Genomic DNA, 15940 nt, shown 5'->3' on the forward strand with positions numbered 1-15940 from the left:
GACATCATGAGTTGGAAGGTAACAAAAAAAATGTAAATTTGATTCCTCGCAGCCCTCTGCTATGATCCGGGAAGAACAAGTAGAAAGCAGGTGGGGATTTGTCGAAGCAATCTTCGATATCAGCAGTAGGAACAGCAAAGGCTGAATACAAACCGAAGCATCTGGCAATCAGGAGACAAATACGAAAAAACTGGGACCTGTATTTACTCATATTGCCTGTGATCGCCTTCTTTATTATTTTTGAGTATATCCCGATGTATGGCGTACAAATTGCATTCAAAAATTTTATCGCAACCAAAGGTATTTGGGGCAGTCCATGGGTCGGGTTCAATCATTTTGAACGTTTTTTCAACAGCTATTATTTTTGGCGGCTGCTCAAGAATACGCTTGGCATTGGACTGTACCAGCTGCTCGTCGGTTTTCCGGTACCGATCATTCTAGCTCTTCTCATTAATGAGGTGCGCTCCAAGAAGTTCAGCCGTTTCGTTCAAACCGTGACATACGCACCGCATTTCTTGTCTACGATCGTAATGGTGGGAATCATCTTCATTTTCCTGTCACCGCAAACGGGTTTATTGAACAAAGTGGTGGTATGGTTCCTTGGGGAGCCCATCGAGTTTCTGACAGAGCCGGCTTGGTTCAAAAGTATTTATGTGCTATCCGGCGTATGGCAGCAGATGGGGTGGAGCTCCATTATTTATCTCGCCGCGCTGACTGGCATAGATCCGCAGCTTCACGAAGCAGCGAGGGTGGATGGGGCAAGCCGATGGCAGCGTGTGTGGCATATCAATCTGCCTGGTATCATGCCGACCATTACGATTTTGCTCATTCTGAACATGGGTTCTTTGCTCGGTGTAGGCTTCGAAAAAGTGTTTCTGATGCAGAATTCTCTTAATATCGCCGCATCTGATATCATTTCCACCCATGTATATCACAAAGGGATTATTGATGGACAGTATAGCTATTCGGCTGCTGTTGGACTGTTCAATTCCGTGGTTAATTTCATTCTGCTTGTATTTGTCAATCGTATGGCCCGCAAAGTGAACGGAACAAGCTTATGGTAAGAGCTATAACGACTGGGAGGTTACCCATGAATCATCAAAGCACCAGTGAACAAATATTCGATTGGATCGTTAATGCTATATTGGCGATCATATGTATCCTGGTTTTGTACCCGCTGCTCTTCGTTCTTGTCGCCTCCTTTAGCAGCCCCGAGGCGGTTATGAGAGGAGAGGTATGGCTGTGGCCCAAAAACATTACCTGGATCGGTTATTTGCGAATATTTCAAAACAGTGAAATGCTGACTGGTTATGTTAACACGATTGTGTATACGGTCGTTGGTACCGCCATCAATCTGATCATGTCCGTCGCTGCGGCCTATCCACTTTCACGCAAAGACTTTTACGGCCGTAATGTGATCGCTGCAATGATGGTATTTACAATGTTTTTTAGCGGGGGGATGGTTCCGACCTACCTGCTGGTAAAAAATTTAGGCATGCTGAATTCCATGTGGGCGCTCCTTATTCCTGGAGCCGTTTCCGTGTACAACATCTTGATTATGCGTACGTTTTTTGCAAATGGCATTCCCTATGAGATGCAGGAGGCCGCTTCGATTGATGGTTGCTCGAATATGACTACGCTGATGCGGATTGTGCTTCCACTGTCCATGCCGATCATAGCAGTCATGATTTTGTTCTACAGTGTCGGTCATTGGAACGCTTATTTTAGTGCCCTTATTTATTTGACGGATCGCGATAAATATCCGCTGCAGCTATTTTTACGTGAAATATTAATTCAGGGGCAAATGCAGGAGATGTTGGGCATCGGTGATGACACTCAGAGTCAAATCGTTCTGGAAGGCGAAGCGATCAAGTACGCTGTCGTCATCGTAGCCAACCTGCCGGTACTGCTGCTGTATCCGTTTCTGCAAAAATATTTTACCAAAGGTGTCATGATCGGAGCGGTCAAAGGTTGATAGGGATTAGCTATTAAGGGATGACACCCTTTTAGTCTATAGATACAATAAGAAAGCAGAATAAGGGAGGAAAATTCATCATATGAAAAGAAGACGTTGGACATCTGCAGCATTAGTCGTCGCCATGGCAGGAAGCCTTTTATCCGCATGTAGCGGAAACTCCGCGAGCGCGCCAGATTCAAACAGTCCCGATGGTAAAAAAGGGGAAGTTCCCAATTTGGAGAAGTCAGGTATGCCGATCGTTAAACAGCCCGTTTCGCTCACATTTTTCACGGGCAAGGCGGCGACCAACGGTAATAACTTTGAGGAAACAACAGTATGGAAAGAATATGCAAAGTTGTCGAACGTCAATGTTAAGTTTCAACTGGTCCCTTTTGACAATTTGACAGAGAAGCGCAATCTGGCTTTGGCTGGAGGCGATTACCCTGATGCTTTTTATTCTTCCCGTGTACCTGCGTCGGATTTGATGAAATATGGTGCACAAGGAACATTTGTTAAGCTCAACGACTTGATCGACAAATACGCCCCCAATTTTAAAAAGCTGATGGATAAATACCCCGATCTGAAAAAAGGGCTGACGATGCCGGACGGTTACATCTACTCGTTCCCCTCTTTTTATAGCCCGGAATTCCTGCCGATGTTGATCGGCACTCCGCTATGGGTTAAACAGGAGTGGCTGGATAAGCTAAAGCTCAAGGAGCCTGCAACGACAGAGGAACTGTACCAATATTTGAAGGCAGTCAAGGAAACCGATCTGAATGGAAATGGGCAGGCAGATGAAATTCCTTATGCCGGAGAAGGTATCAATCCGCTGATCGAACAGCTTAGGGGCGCATGGGGTTTTGGAAACCGTGGCTTGGGACACAAATTCGTTGACGTGGATCCAAAAACGAACGAGCTGCGCTTTTTCCGTACCGATGCCAAATATAAAGAAGTTATCGAATATGTACGCAAGCTGTATACGGAAGGTCTGATTGATAAGGAAATCTTCACCGTCAAGACAAGTGCTTTGTTCGCCAAAGGGCAAAAAGGTGTTTTTGGCGCAACCATCAACCCGAATCCAATGACCCAGATGAATCAGCCGGGCTACGTGGGGCTTGGGGCTCTAAAGGGTCCGTATGGCGATCAGCTGTATACGCATGTTAAAGTGCCTGTAGTATGGCCTGGAGCCTTCGTCATTACCGATAAAAACAAAAATGTCGAAGCGACGATTCGCTGGATTGACCATTTCTATGGTGACGAAGGTGCTACGTTCTATTTCATGGGCCTTGAGGGGCAAACGTATCGTAAAGCATCCGACGGCAAGCTGGAATTCGTGGAGGATATTACGAAAAACCCGAATGGACTAACGATGGATCAGGCACTGGCTAAACATATCACCTGGCTGGGAGGTAGCTATCCGGGCTTCGTACAGGAGAAATATTTCAAAGGGTCCGAGACATTGCCGGAGTCGGTAGCTGTTGGTAAAAAGGCTGAGCCGTTCAAAGTCAAAGAGCTGTGGAACAACTTTAACTTCACTGAGGAAGAAACCGAATTCAGATCCACGGTGGGGACGGATATGCATAATTATATCGGCGAGATGGAAGCCAAGTTCATCACCGGTTCCCAGCCGATGTCGGAATGGGATAAATATGTGGCAACTGTACAAAAAATGGGCGTGGATGAATATATGAAGGGCTACAAGAAAGCGTACGAGCGCTATAAAAATACGAAGTAAGAGTAGCAGTCTACAGGAGGACGCGGTATATGCGCCCTCCTGTTAAGTATGGATAAGAAAGGAGTGTGAAAGTATGAAAATCAAATGCAAAATCGCTGCGACAGCAAGTTGGAGTGTAATGGTCATCCTTACCCTGCTGCTTGCAGCATGCTCACAAGCACCACTACAGACGCAGCTCGCTCCTGTACCCAATTCGTTGCCACCATCTCCGGTAACGGCCAGTTTGCGTACAGAGCAAATATTCGATAAGGAAGCATACAAAGGGAAGCTGACTATACGTTATTTTCATTTGGCTGGTAAGGATTTGACCGGAGATAGCTTCTTGATTGTGTCACCTGAAGGCCAAACGATGCTGATCGACGCTGGACTGCCGGAGGTTGGACAGCAGGTGGTCGAATACTTGAGCAAGCTCGGGATTCCATCTCTGGACATTGCGTTGAACACGCATCCGCATATCTTAAAATGACTTATGGTGACCGCACGTTCTTGTTTACCGCTGATATTTACAAGCACCGGGAAGTCGAGCTTACCAATTCTCCATGGAAGGATAAGCTGAAGTCCGATATGATGGACATTCCTCATCACGGCAGCGAATCGACCTCCTCATCGGAAGTGTTTCTGAATGCTGTATCCCCGCAAATCGTCATCATGAGTCAAAACAACTTTCAAAGCCCAAACCTGAAGGAGCGTCTGGAGAGGAAAGGCGCTAAGGTCTACTCCACAGGGTTACATGGGAATATCTTACTCAAGTCCGATGGAAAAATGATAGAAGTGACAACTGAAAAAGACTGGGAGCCACCAAAAAGGCCTGTTACCAAGTAAACATCCTTGGATCTGAGTTACTGGCACCTTTCACCGAGATGCAAACCCTCATACATCTAACCTGAATCAAAAAGTCTTCTTAATCGCTGCATGCGCGATGAGAAGACTTTTTGTGTACAGCATCATTCCGCACATTTCCAGCTTTACATATTATTCATATCCCGTTGACACTCCCCAAATAAACGACTTCTATAATCAATTTGAGCACGAATGAACAAACTGAGCAATAATGGACATGGTTTAATGCAAAGCAAAGAAACAGGATGAGGTAGTGAATCATGGTAGATCTATTAGTGAAAATCAAAAAAGCGACAGAAGGCTGTGAGGAAAGTATGCGACAAGCCATAGATCTGGATCTGATCAGGATTGATTCCGGTGCGATCCAGGAAGTGGCTAACTATTTGGTAGGTAAATCTTATCGACAAGTCAGTATAGTGGCTGATTCCATTACCTATCAGGTGGCGGGAGCTCAATTAGAGACATTGCTCTCAGACGCAGGTTTGTCCACATATACCACGATGATTAAACCAAATGCTCAAGGTGATGTCATTGCGGACGAGCCTTCTCTTATTCAGCACATTATCGATATACAACGTCATGCAGCCGATGTAGTGATTGCGGTGGGAGGAGGAACCATTCATGATATTGCCAGATACTCCGCCTACAGCACAAGGGCTCCTTTTGTCTCCGTACCCACAGCACCCTCTGTAGACGGTTTTAATTCCAAGGGAGCACCGATTCTAATCAGGGGAGATAAGCAGACGATTGCGGCGGTTGGTCCCGATGCGATATTTGCCGACCTGGATATTTTGGTTAAAGCCCCCAAAGCGATGATAGCAGCGGGCTTCGCAGATATGCTGGGCAAATATACGTCCCTGTTTGATTGGAAATTCGGTTCGATTGTAGGTGAAGAGCCTTACCAGCAGGTAGCTGCGGATATAACCCGGACGGCACTGCTGCAATGCGTGAATCAGATCGACTTGATCGCGCTCAGGCAGAAGGAGGGCATTCGCACACTAATCGGAGCGCTGATAGAATCCGGTCTTGCGATGCTGCTGCTCGGTCATTCCCATCCAGCTTCAGGCGCGGAGCACCATCTCTCTCACTATTGGGAGATGGCGTATATCCGGCTTGGCAAAAGACAGCTGCTGCATGGCGCGAAGGTAGGTGTGGCCTGTGTCCAAATCTCCAGATTGTATCATCAGATCGCTAGTGAGGGCAGCGAGGTATGGAGGCGTGCAGCTGAGGAGAATTCGTGGGCACCGGGAGCGAGGATTGCCGATCATTGGGAAGAGCTGTGCCTTGAAATAGCGAATATCCCTGACCCTGCGACGCTCAGCGTGCTCTTGGAAAAAATCGGCGGACCGACTTCGATACACGAGCTGAGTGTAAGTGAAGAGCTATTGGAAAGCAGCCTGCGGGAGGCATATCAGGTTCGGCTTAATCGATTTACGCTGTTAAGAGCCTACAATGAAAGGCTGAATTACCGACACTGACAAGGAATTCACACTAGTTTTCGTCATAAAATGTTGCTCGTGGAACAATAATTCGACATTCATTGCAGCTTAATCGGCAATTCAATCGATTTACGTATTCTTCATATCGGCTTAACACCCGCTTGATGCTTCATGATTACAATACAATTGAACATGAATGAACAAAACGAATATTTATATTGCAGTAATGAACAGAGCTGCTCAAGGGGGAAATGAAGAATGCTGGCGGCAGAGAGAAAGCTGCGTATTGTGGAATATGTGAGGCAGTATCGGACAGCGACCATTACTGTGCTTGCCAATGAGTTTAACGTGCATGAGGCTACGATCCGGCGGGATCTTACGGAAATTGAGCAGGAAGGCATACTGAAGCGGACTCACGGCGGTGTCATCATTGAGCAGTGGACTCACGATGAGCCCTCCTTTAACGAAAGAACGCACCAGCACGTGGATCAAAAGGAAAGAATCGGTCAGATGGCAGCAAGCCTGGTGGAAGACGGGGAGAACATTATTATCGACTCCGGCACCACGACACTGCACATTGCCAAAAACCTCGTACACCGCTCCCATATAACGGTCGTCACGAACGATATGAACGTGGCTGCCGAGCTGCGAGATGCCCCGCGAATTAAAGTGATTTTAACCGGAGGCGAGCTGTATCCTTCCAGTTATATGTTAAATGGCATGTTCACGGATCATGTACTCGGGTCGCTGCATGTGGAAAAGGCATTCATCGGAACGCCTGCGCTTCACCCGCAGCACGGACTTATGCATCCGGAGGCTCAACTGGTCACGGCGAAGCAGGGAATGATCAAGTCGGCGCGGGAAATTATTGTCGTGACTGACGACAGTAAGATCGGCAAGCTATCGCTTCATACCGTAGCTCCGAACACAGCCATTCACACCTTAATTACAGGTAAAGAAGTGAGTGATTACGATATCAAGCCGTTTCAGGACTGGGGTATGACGGTGTACAGGGTGTAGATGGATTTGCACAAGGAAAGGGGGATTGCTTATGGCTTCCATTGAGTTCAGACAAGTTACCAAAACATTCGAGAAACACACAGTCATCAAGGATCTGGATCTAACGATAGAAGACGGCAAATTCACGGTACTGGTGGGTCCGTCCGGCTGCGGGAAGACAACCCTGCTGCGCATGATTGCAGGTATCGATCCACAGACGTCAGGCCAGGTACTCATTAATGGAAAAGATGTAACGAGCATTACGCCTGGCAAAAGAGGGGTTGCGATGGTGTTCCAAAACTATGCCATCTACCCGACGATGTCGGTGCGGGAAAATATTGAGTTCGGTTTGAAAAATAATAAGGTTCCCAAAGCAGAGCGGACCCGTCTGGTGGAGACCATCAGCGCTACGGTTGGACTGTATGAGTACCTGGACCGCAAACCGTCTACCTTGTCAGGTGGTCAGCGCCAGCGTGTTGCATTAGCCCGTGCTATGGTCAAGCAGCCCTCGGTGTTTCTGATGGATGAGCCCTTATCCAATCTGGATGCGAAGCTTAGGGTGCAGATGCGGATTGAGCTGATCGAACTGCACAAAAAGCTCGGTACGACCTTCGTCTACGTAACTCATGATCAGGTGGAGGCGATGTCAATGGCGGATACGATCGTCTTGATGAATCAGGGTCAAATTCAGCAGGAGGCCCCGCCGGATGTGATGTATCGTCAGCCCAACAATTTGTTTGCCGCACAATTTATCGGAGTTCCCCCGATGAATGTTGGCGATTTGGGAGTGGGCGGGGTGAAATATGGCTTCCGTCCAGAGAGTGCCATCTTGTCGGCCAAGCCCGCTGAGCACCATTTATCGCTGCGTGGTGTGATTGTGACGAGGGAAATGCTGGGGTCGGAAACGATTTATCAGGTTAGATCGGGACCGGATGCTTTTATGGTGAAATGTACAGAGGATCTGTTTGCCGTCGACCAAGAGGTTTACCTCGGTGTACCGGAAGCGAAGCTGGATTTCTTCGGGGCGGACAACAACCGGATAGGCAAGGATCACAAACAATGGGATGACTATATGCGGAAGCTGCGAGGGTTTTCCCATGGTTAAAAAAACAGCTTGGGAAACGGTGCGTCCCTATCTGATGATCGCTCCTGCAATGCTCGGGATTTTGACCTTTGTCATTTACCCGATTGCTTACCTGATCTACTTGAGCTTTTATAAATACAATCTGATGAACAAATCGAAAAGCAAATTTATCGGGTTGGAAAATTTTGAGCAAATTTTTACCCGGGGTGACTTTTACAAGGCTTTGGGGAACACAGTGACCTATACCGTTGGCGTTGTTGTGCTCACGCTGGTAATTTCGCTGCTGATGGCGATTTGGCTGAACAAAAAAATACGCTTCAATGCGATTGTGCAGGCAGGCATATTTACCCCGCATATCGTATCGATTGTGTCGGTATCGCTCGTTTGGCTGTGGCTGATGGAACCGAATCAGGGATTGCTCAATTTTGCTCTGAGAGCGGTGGGACTGCCCACTTCCCAATGGCTGCAAAGCTCGGATACAGCATTATTATCGGTCATCATCGTATCGGTATGGCAGGGTGTCGGCTACTACACGCTTATTATTGTGGCTGCACTGCAAAGTATACCGCCTACGATATACGAAGCGGCAGCACTTGATAATGCAAGCAGATTTAAAGTATTTTACAAAATTACACTGCCCATGATATCACCGCAGCTGTTTTTCATCTTGATCATCATGACCATCGGCTCGTTTAAGGTGTTTGATACCGTCAAAATCATGACGGGCGGAGGCCCTAATAATGCAACCAATACACTTGTTTACTATATCTATGGTTTTCGAACCACGAGTATCGGTTATTCGGCTGCTACCGGGGTCGTACTGCTGGTTATTATTAGCCTGTTGACGTTCGTCTATTTCCGGCTGCTGTCCAAAAAGGTGCATTATCAATAGGCGATCCAAACGACGGAGAGAAAGGGGGTTCGTACATTCATGACATTTGAATCCAGGCATATCTGGTCGGTATTAAGCAGTTTATTGAAAGTTCTGCTTCTCATCATCTTTGTTTTTCCGTTTTTTTGGATGATTTCCACGTCACTGCAGACCATTCAGGAAACCTTGACGTTTCCTCCGACTTTAATCCCGGCATCGCCCCAGTGGAATAATTTTGCGACTGCTATGCGTTCCGGTCCGTTCTTGACCTATGCCCAAAATTCGATAGTCGTCACGCTGTCCATCATCGTTTTGCAGTTTGCTGTGATGATTCCGGCTGCTTACGCTTTTGCCAAATACCATTTTGCAGGGAAAAAGATCTTGTTTGGCATGGTGCTGCTGGCTTTTATGATCCCAGGTCAAGTCACCTTCATCCCTGTCTACTTGATGCTCGCTGATTGGGGATTAATCAAAACCTTATGGCCGCAAATTATCCCTTTTATGTCTAACGCCTTCGGCATCTTCCTATTACGCCAATATTTCATGCAAATTCCTGAAGAAATTATTGAAGCGGCCAAGCTGGATAACGCCAGTGAGTTCAAAATTATTTGGAAAATCATGACACCCATGTCTATGCCGGCACTGGCAACAATCGCGTTATTCAGCTTTGTCAGTCATTGGAATGACTACTTTTGGCCACTCGTGATGACAGATTCGAACCCGGTTCGTCCGCTGACGCTCGGAATCGCCATGCTTAGAGAGACGGAAGGTATCAGTAACTGGCATATTATTATGGCCGGTAATGTGGCTTTAGTCATTCCGATTTTGTTCGTTTATCTGATTTGCTCGAAGCAAATTGTAAAGGCATTTGTTTATTCAGGGATTAAATGATCATTTAATCGCTTTCGAATAAGGGTTCATAATTGTGCACGAAGAAAAGGGAGGAAGATGATAATGAATAATAAAGTATCTACAATTATGGCATCAACGATGCTGCTTGGTGTACTTGCAGGTTGTAGTCAAGCACCTCAAGCCAATGACAGTGGAGCCACTCCAGTACCAACAGCAGCACCGACGGCAGCGCCAGCACCAGCAAAGGCCGGCAAGACGACGATTCAGTATTGGCATTCCATGGGAGGTAAAAACGGCGAATATACGGATGCAATGATTAAACGCTTCAATGAGTCTCATCCGGATATTGAGGTAGTGGGTACCTTCCAGGGCGGATATGATGAAGTAGTTACAAAGCTTCAGCAGTCAGCAGCAGCCAATACGGCGCCGGATGTCAGTATGCTGGAACGTTCCTTCGTTCAGTTGTTTGCCGATGCAGACGTGCTGGAGGATTTGACACCCTATTTGAAGAAATCGAATTTAAGCACAGATGATTTTGTTCAAGGTCTGATGGGCCACTCTACCTTTAATAAAAAATTGGTTACTCTGCCTTTGAACCGCTCCACGCCAATTCTTCATGTCAACAAGACGATGCTGGATGAAAAAGGGCTTAAGGTACCTACGACCTGGGAAGAAATGAAAACCGTCGCCAATGCGCTGGTTATTAAAGAAAACGGTGCTTATAAACGTCAGGGCTTATCCATGCCTTTTGATGACTGGTATATCATTGCGATGATGACTCAGTCCAAAGGCAAATTCTTTAATGATGAAGGCACCTCGGTCGGGTTTTACGACAATGGCGTAGGGCTTAAAGTGTTCAGTTACCTGAAGGACCTTCAGAATACGGGAGCATTGTTCTACCCGCCGACTCAGGATTCGGGGAATATTGCAAATCAAATGTTTGTGGATGGAAAAATCGGCATGCTGCTTCAATCGACGGGAAGTATCGGGGGTATGGCACAAAATGCGAAGTTTGAGTATGTAACCTCCTTCCTGCCCAAAAATGATGTGTACGCCACGCCAACCGGAGGAGCGAACGTTACCATGTTGGCCTCATCCAAAAACAAAGCAGCTGCGTGGGAGTTTATCTACTGGTTGATGACGGACCCCAAGGGCGGACAGCAGTTCGTAATCGACACCGGTTACCTGCCGTTCACGAAGAAAATGGTAGAGTCCAAAGAAATTAAAGAGCTGTATGCAAAAGAACCGAATCGTAAGGTCGCTTATGATCAGCTTCAATACGCCATTGATACGAATAAACACTTGGCATGGACGCCGATTGTACAGGAGTTCCGTTCTGCTATGCAAGCGATCATGTATGACAACAAGGATATTCAGACAACATTGACTACATTTAAAAATTCAGCCGATAAGCTTATGAAAAAGTAGGGTTTTGGGTAACGGAGCTGATAGCTTCATATTGACAGAAATATTTTCCGGTGATAATCTAAATAAACATAAATGAGCATAAACAAACAAAACATGAATGATTAATATCAAGCTCGTCTATCTAGTTTAGAGAGGAGTTTAACATCACTATGTCCGTTACGAACAAGAAAGCTGCTGCACAGCGTGTTCACTGGCAGGCTCATCAAAGCACGGCTGCGGAATTTCCAGAGAATACGATGGCGGCGATGGAGTATGCGTGGGGGCTTGGTGGCATTCCAGAAATTGATATCCGGCAAACCGCCGATGGGATCATCATCGGTATGCACGATGAAACACCACGCCGCACAACAACGGCCTCGGAAGCAGATCGTGACCGGCTCATATCGGAATGTACATTTGAGCAAACGCAAGCCTGGGATGCGGGTGTCCGATTCAGCGATAAGTATCGGGGAGAAAAGGTGCCTTCGCTTGAACGGGTACTAGCTGCCTTGGCGATTCATCCTGAGCGGGAGCTGTATCTGGATTACAAGCAGGTTGATCTGGATAAGCTGGCGGCGCTGATTGAACGCTGTGGTGTTGAGCGGCAAATCATATTCTGTCATCGGGACCATGAGAACTGCAGAATCATGAAGCGGCTTGTCCCCGGTATTCGTACGATGTTATGGATATCGGGCGGATCGAATCCCGAAGCGGAGGTTGCGCGCAAGTTCGCAGCAGCAGCTGATAGCGGCTTTGACGCTCTGGATATTGTGCAAATTCATCTGGTTGATGCGGATAACTCAGGAGAAACCACGAGCCAACCGTGGGCATACGAGGTACAGCGCGAGTATTTGCAGATGGCTTTGGAGCAGCTCGCTGATAAGGGACTGGAGCTTGAGGTGCTGCCGTTTCATTTCAGTCAGGAATCCTTATTTGCCTTGCTGGATTTAGGGATAAGGAGATTTGCAGTAGATGAGCCTAAGGTTTTCGTAGCGACGCTTGAGCGGTACAGCTTTGTCTGACCCAACATAACATCACAAATATTGCAATCATCATACTGATCATTAACAAACAAGAGGGAGGGGCTTAACGCCCCTCCCTCTTGTTTGTTAACTGCAGCTATTCCTTGCACGTTCAATATAGATAGGTATCAAACCGTGATTACGTTAACACCGCTATCGCGGAATTCTTTGATATCATATTCCTGGATTTCTTTCCCCGTGATCAAGCTGTGTATAGAGCTATTAGGGGCCACAGAATGAAGGGAAAGCTTGCCGATTTTACTATCGTCAGCTACAACGATAATTTCTTGAGCGGCATGTATCATCCCTTGCTTAGCCGTCACCAGCTGAGCCTCCGGATGCATCAAGCCGTGCTTGGGATGTATAGCCGGTATACCCATAAATGCTTTTTCGACATGCAGAGATCTCAGGACGTGATCCGTAAACATGCCATTTAGCATATAACTGGAAGGGTAGAGCTCGCCGCCCGTTACAATAACTTTAATACCGGATGCATCCTTCAATTCAGCGGCAATGTTCATATCATTCGTTACTACGGTAATGTTGGAGCGATGAACCAGGTTTTTGGCGATATGCAAGGTGGTCGTCCCGGAATCGATGATGATGTGTTCCCCATCCTCGACCATGCTGGCCGCCATCTTACCGATTCGCATTTTTTGTTCCAGACGTTGATTCGATCTTTCAATGAAGGGTGGCTCATCATGAGTCCATTGTTCAACAATAACGCCACCATGGGTCCTCTTCAATAAACCTTCCTGTTCAATCTCCCCGAGGTCCCGCCGAATGGTAGCCTCATGAACACCAAATTCACGGGCCAATGCTGAAACCGTAGCCACCCGACTTTGTCTCACATATTCTACGATCCTCAGTTTTCTTTCAGCAGCTAGCAAGGCTATCCCCCATTTTGACGAATGTTTCGCACATTCCCTTTATATCTTTGTTCATATATGTTTGTAGGCTACATGAAACCACCTTACCTGTCAATATTGACCCCATATCTGAAATGGATACAACGAGCATGGTTCCCCCTTAATCAACAAAAAGTGCTGCGTCACCGAGAATGGGTGACTTGTTCTAGCTGCTGATATATAATTTGAGGCAAGCACTTGCGTTGTGTGATGCAATAGAGGCATATAAAAGGAGTTCACCGATGAGTAAACGAAGCTTTAGAGACTATACATTAAGTGAAGATATTGTACGGGCATTGGAAAGCCTTGGTTATGAGGAGCCAACTGATGTTCAAAGCCAGGTGATCCCGATTGCGTTGACGAAGCAGGATCTTGCTGTGAAATCCCAGACGGGCAGTGGAAAAACGGCAGCATTCGGGATTCCAATCTGTGAAATGGTAGGGTGGGAGGAGAACAGGCCGCAGGCGTTAATTTTGACACCGACGCGGGAGCTTGCCGATCAGGTGAAACAGGATATAACCAACATCGGCCGGTTCAAACGGATTAAAGCGGTCGCGTTATACGGCAAGCAGCCCTTTGCCAAGCAGCAGCTCGAATTAAATCAAAAGTGCCACGTGGTTGTCGGTACCCCGGGACGAGTGATGGATCATATCAAAAGAGGAACGCTCGATCTGGAGCGGCTTGAATTTTTGGTCATTGACGAAGCGGATGAGATGCTCAGAATGGGCTTTATCGATCAGGTGGAAGCGATTATCGACGAGCTGCCCGAGGATCGGATCACACTGTTATTTTCGGCTACTTTACCTAAAGACGTGGAGAAGCTGTGTCACCAATATATGAAAAATCCCATCGACATCGAGATTCAGACTGCGGTAACGACAGCGGATCAGATCGAGCATTCACTGTTTATGGTGAAAGAGGAGCATAAGTTTAAGCTGCTGAAGAATGTGATTATCGTGGAAAATCCCGATAGCTGTATGATCTTCTGCCGTACTCAGGAGCATGTGGACGAGGTGTGCGAGCAGTTGGAGCGGGCTGATTATACGTGTGATAAAATCCATGGGGGCATGATGCAGGATGATCGCTTCAAGGTAATGAATGCTTTCAAAAGAGGAGAATTCCGTTATTTGGTCGCGACCGACGTAGCGGCGAGAGGCATCGACGTCGATAATATCACACATGTCATCAACTATGACCTGCCTATGGAAAAAGCCAGCTATGTGCATCGGACAGGAAGAACCGGCCGCGCAGGCAAAACCGGTAAAGCGATCAGTCTGGTCACGCCTCATGAGGAGCGGTTTCTTGCAGATATCCAGGGCTATATTGGATTCGAAATACCGCAAAGGGAAGCTCCTTCGGCAGAAGAAGTCGATCTTGCCCGGGAAGCATTTGAAGCGAAAATGCAGACCCAGCCTGAGCTTAAGGCGGATCGAAACGAACAGCTGAACAAGGGGATTTTGAAGCTGTACTTTAATGGAGGCAAGAAGAAAAAGCTCAGAGCAGTCGATTTTGTCGGAACGCTTGCCAAAATTGAAGGGGTTACAGTGGAGGATATCGGCATCATTACGATTCAGGATAATGTGACGTATGTCGATATATTAAATGGAAAAGGCCCACTCGTACTCAGAACGATGAAGAATACGACGATTAAAGGGAAGCAGCTTAAGGTACATGAAGCTTTTAAGTAAGAGGTAAATAGATTCAGCCGGCAAGCAGGAGGTCAGGGAATTCCCTTGCCCCTGCTTTTCGTACGTTCATGAGATATTTTAGTCAAAATAATTACAATTCGGTCAAACCTCTGCATGTTTTAGTGAAATGGGATCCTCCATAATGAAGATAACTTAGTTGATCAACTAAAAAAGCTGCTTATGGAAAGGAGATGTTTCATTGTATTCCAACACGGCTATCGATCTGCAGGCGAGAAAATCTAAAGCCAGCAACAATCGGCTTCGCCGGATCGAAACGATGACGGGTTATGTATTTGTAGGACCGATGCTTCTCGGTGTTCTCGTACTGGTTATGGTGCCAGTCATCGCCTCGCTGTTATTAAGCTTTGCGGACTGGAATTTTGTAGCGGGCATCGATCAAATGAAATTTGTTGGTTTAGGAAACTTTAAAAGATTAGAGGCCGATCCGATTTTTTGGAAATCGATTATGAATAATATGCTTTTTATTCTGATCGTTCCATTGACAATGATCCTTGCTCTGCTACTGGCGGTTGTGATCAATAAATCGGTTTATGGCAAGGACTTATTTAAAATCATTTATTTCATGCCTTATATTTCGAGCATTGTCGCTATTGGTATCGTCTGGCAAGTATTATTTCATCCGAGCCATGGCCCGGTTAACCAAATGCTGATTGCGATGGGCGTTTCCAATCCTCCCAAATGGCTGGCCGATGTGAATTATGCGCTTCCTTCACTCATGGGTATTATGACTTGGGCGGGAATCGGGTTTAACCTGATTATTTATATGGCCGGACTACAGTCGATCCCCAAGGATCTTTACGAAGCAGCGGAGATGGATGGTGCCAGCCCGTGGGTACAGCTTACGCGTATTACAATTCCTATGCTCTCGCCGACATCGTTCTTTTTACTCGTGACGGGTATTATCGGTTCCTTCAAGGTGTTTAATATTATTAGCGTTTTGACGCAGGGAGGGCCGGCGCGGTCAACTTCGGTTCTCGTATATTACTTATACGAAACCGCTTTCATTAATTTGAATATCGGTTATGCATCGGCAATGGCATTGGTGCTCTTCGTGTTTGTCTTGCTTATCACGCTTATCCAGTGGTACGGGCAAAAGAAGTGGGTTAACTATTAAGGG

At 46.7% G+C, this 15940-nt stretch carries 15 protein-coding genes; 14 read left to right on the top strand and 1 reads right to left on the bottom strand.

What is annotated here, in order from left to right; genetic code table 11:
* The first annotated feature begins 98 nt into the window (after positions 1–98).
* The 12 genes from OB236_RS07985 to OB236_RS08040 all read left to right on the top strand — a co-directional run bounded on the left by OB236_RS07985 (position 99) and on the right by OB236_RS08040 (position 12206).
* On the top strand, positions 99–1064 hold the full coding sequence (locus OB236_RS07985) for an ABC transporter permease (protein WP_408638425.1): 966 nt from the start codon (positions 99–101) through the stop codon (positions 1062–1064).
* 26 nt (positions 1065–1090) lie between these two features.
* The gene (locus OB236_RS07990) at positions 1091–1975 is read left to right on the top strand and encodes a carbohydrate ABC transporter permease (RefSeq protein ID WP_262683470.1); all 885 of its coding nucleotides are present in this window, start codon (positions 1091–1093) and stop codon (positions 1973–1975) included.
* An 82-nt stretch (positions 1976–2057) separates the two neighbouring features.
* Entirely contained in the window at positions 2058–3692 is a 1635-nt protein-coding gene (locus OB236_RS07995) for a type 2 periplasmic-binding domain-containing protein (protein WP_262683471.1), read from the top strand.
* 73 nt (positions 3693–3765) lie between these two features.
* Positions 3766–4158, top strand: a complete 393-nt coding sequence (locus OB236_RS08000) for an MBL fold metallo-hydrolase (RefSeq protein WP_262683472.1) — start codon at positions 3766–3768, stop codon at positions 4156–4158.
* Between the two features lie 20 nt (positions 4159–4178).
* Positions 4179–4514, top strand: a complete 336-nt coding sequence (locus OB236_RS08005; RefSeq protein WP_262683473.1) for a ComEC/Rec2 family competence protein — start codon at positions 4179–4181, stop codon at positions 4512–4514.
* Positions 4515–4792: 278 nt separating this feature from the next.
* The gene (locus OB236_RS08010) at positions 4793–6010 is read left to right on the top strand and encodes a sn-glycerol-1-phosphate dehydrogenase (RefSeq protein WP_262683474.1); all 1218 of its coding nucleotides are present in this window, start codon (positions 4793–4795) and stop codon (positions 6008–6010) included.
* Between the two features lie 219 nt (positions 6011–6229).
* Positions 6230–6991: a DeoR/GlpR family DNA-binding transcription regulator gene (locus tag OB236_RS08015; protein WP_262683475.1), complete on the top strand. Its 762-nt coding sequence runs from the start codon at positions 6230–6232 to the stop codon at positions 6989–6991.
* Positions 6992–7022: 31 nt separating this feature from the next.
* Positions 7023–8075, top strand: a complete 1053-nt coding sequence (locus OB236_RS08020; protein WP_262683476.1) for an ABC transporter ATP-binding protein — start codon at positions 7023–7025, stop codon at positions 8073–8075.
* A complete protein-coding gene (locus tag OB236_RS08025) occupies positions 8068–8946 on the top strand; it encodes a carbohydrate ABC transporter permease (RefSeq protein ID WP_262683477.1) in 879 nt (292 codons plus the stop codon). Before OB236_RS08020 ends, OB236_RS08025 begins: the two co-directional genes overlap by 8 nt.
* 39 nt (positions 8947–8985) lie before the next feature.
* On the top strand, positions 8986–9816 hold the full coding sequence (locus OB236_RS08030) for a carbohydrate ABC transporter permease (protein ID WP_262683478.1): 831 nt from the start codon (positions 8986–8988) through the stop codon (positions 9814–9816).
* A 63-nt stretch (positions 9817–9879) separates the two neighbouring features.
* On the top strand, positions 9880–11205 hold the full coding sequence (locus tag OB236_RS08035; protein ID WP_262683479.1) for an ABC transporter substrate-binding protein: 1326 nt from the start codon (positions 9880–9882) through the stop codon (positions 11203–11205).
* A gap of 149 nt (positions 11206–11354) precedes the next feature.
* Complete coding sequence (locus OB236_RS08040; protein WP_262683480.1) at positions 11355–12206, top strand: glycerophosphodiester phosphodiesterase; 852 nt, start codon at positions 11355–11357, stop codon at positions 12204–12206.
* A gap of 128 nt (positions 12207–12334) precedes the next feature.
* Here the strand turns inward: OB236_RS08040 and OB236_RS08045 are convergent, their stop codons facing one another.
* Positions 12335–13096 (bottom strand): DeoR/GlpR family DNA-binding transcription regulator, encoded by a 762-nt coding sequence (locus OB236_RS08045; protein WP_262683481.1) that lies wholly within the window; start codon positions 13094–13096, stop codon positions 12335–12337.
* A 260-nt stretch (positions 13097–13356) separates the two neighbouring features.
* On the opposite strand from OB236_RS08045, the gene OB236_RS08050 reads away from it, so the two are divergent.
* Entirely contained in the window at positions 13357–14802 is a 1446-nt protein-coding gene (locus OB236_RS08050) for a DEAD/DEAH box helicase (protein WP_262683482.1), read from the top strand.
* A 199-nt stretch (positions 14803–15001) separates the two neighbouring features.
* Positions 15002–15937, top strand: coding sequence for a carbohydrate ABC transporter permease (locus OB236_RS08055; RefSeq protein ID WP_372237372.1), 936 nt, complete (start codon positions 15002–15004; stop codon positions 15935–15937).
* Positions 15938–15940: the final 3 nt, after the last annotated feature.

This window comes from Paenibacillus baimaensis, assembly GCF_025567575.1.

What these genes read in the sequence shown, in the direction of transcription:
- OB236_RS07990 (WP_262683470.1), top strand. Translation starts at nt 1,091, where the DNA reads ATGAATCATCAAAGCACCAGTGAACAAATATTCGATTGGATCGTTAAT.
- OB236_RS07995 (WP_262683471.1), top strand. Translation starts at nt 2,058, where the DNA reads ATGAAAAGAAGACGTTGGACATCTGCAGCATTAGTCGTCGCCATGGCA.
- OB236_RS08000 (WP_262683472.1), top strand. Translation starts at nt 3,766, where the DNA reads ATGAAAATCAAATGCAAAATCGCTGCGACAGCAAGTTGGAGTGTAATG.
- OB236_RS08010 (WP_262683474.1), top strand. Translation starts at nt 4,793, where the DNA reads ATGGTAGATCTATTAGTGAAAATCAAAAAAGCGACAGAAGGCTGTGAG.
- OB236_RS08015 (WP_262683475.1), top strand. Translation starts at nt 6,230, where the DNA reads ATGCTGGCGGCAGAGAGAAAGCTGCGTATTGTGGAATATGTGAGGCAG.
- OB236_RS08020 (WP_262683476.1), top strand. Translation starts at nt 7,023, where the DNA reads ATGGCTTCCATTGAGTTCAGACAAGTTACCAAAACATTCGAGAAACAC.
- OB236_RS08025 (WP_262683477.1), top strand. Translation starts at nt 8,068, where the DNA reads ATGGTTAAAAAAACAGCTTGGGAAACGGTGCGTCCCTATCTGATGATC.
- OB236_RS08030 (WP_262683478.1), top strand. Translation starts at nt 8,986, where the DNA reads ATGACATTTGAATCCAGGCATATCTGGTCGGTATTAAGCAGTTTATTG.
- OB236_RS08035 (WP_262683479.1), top strand. Translation starts at nt 9,880, where the DNA reads ATGAATAATAAAGTATCTACAATTATGGCATCAACGATGCTGCTTGGT.
- OB236_RS08040 (WP_262683480.1), top strand. Translation starts at nt 11,355, where the DNA reads ATGTCCGTTACGAACAAGAAAGCTGCTGCACAGCGTGTTCACTGGCAG.
- OB236_RS08050 (WP_262683482.1), top strand. Translation starts at nt 13,357, where the DNA reads ATGAGTAAACGAAGCTTTAGAGACTATACATTAAGTGAAGATATTGTA.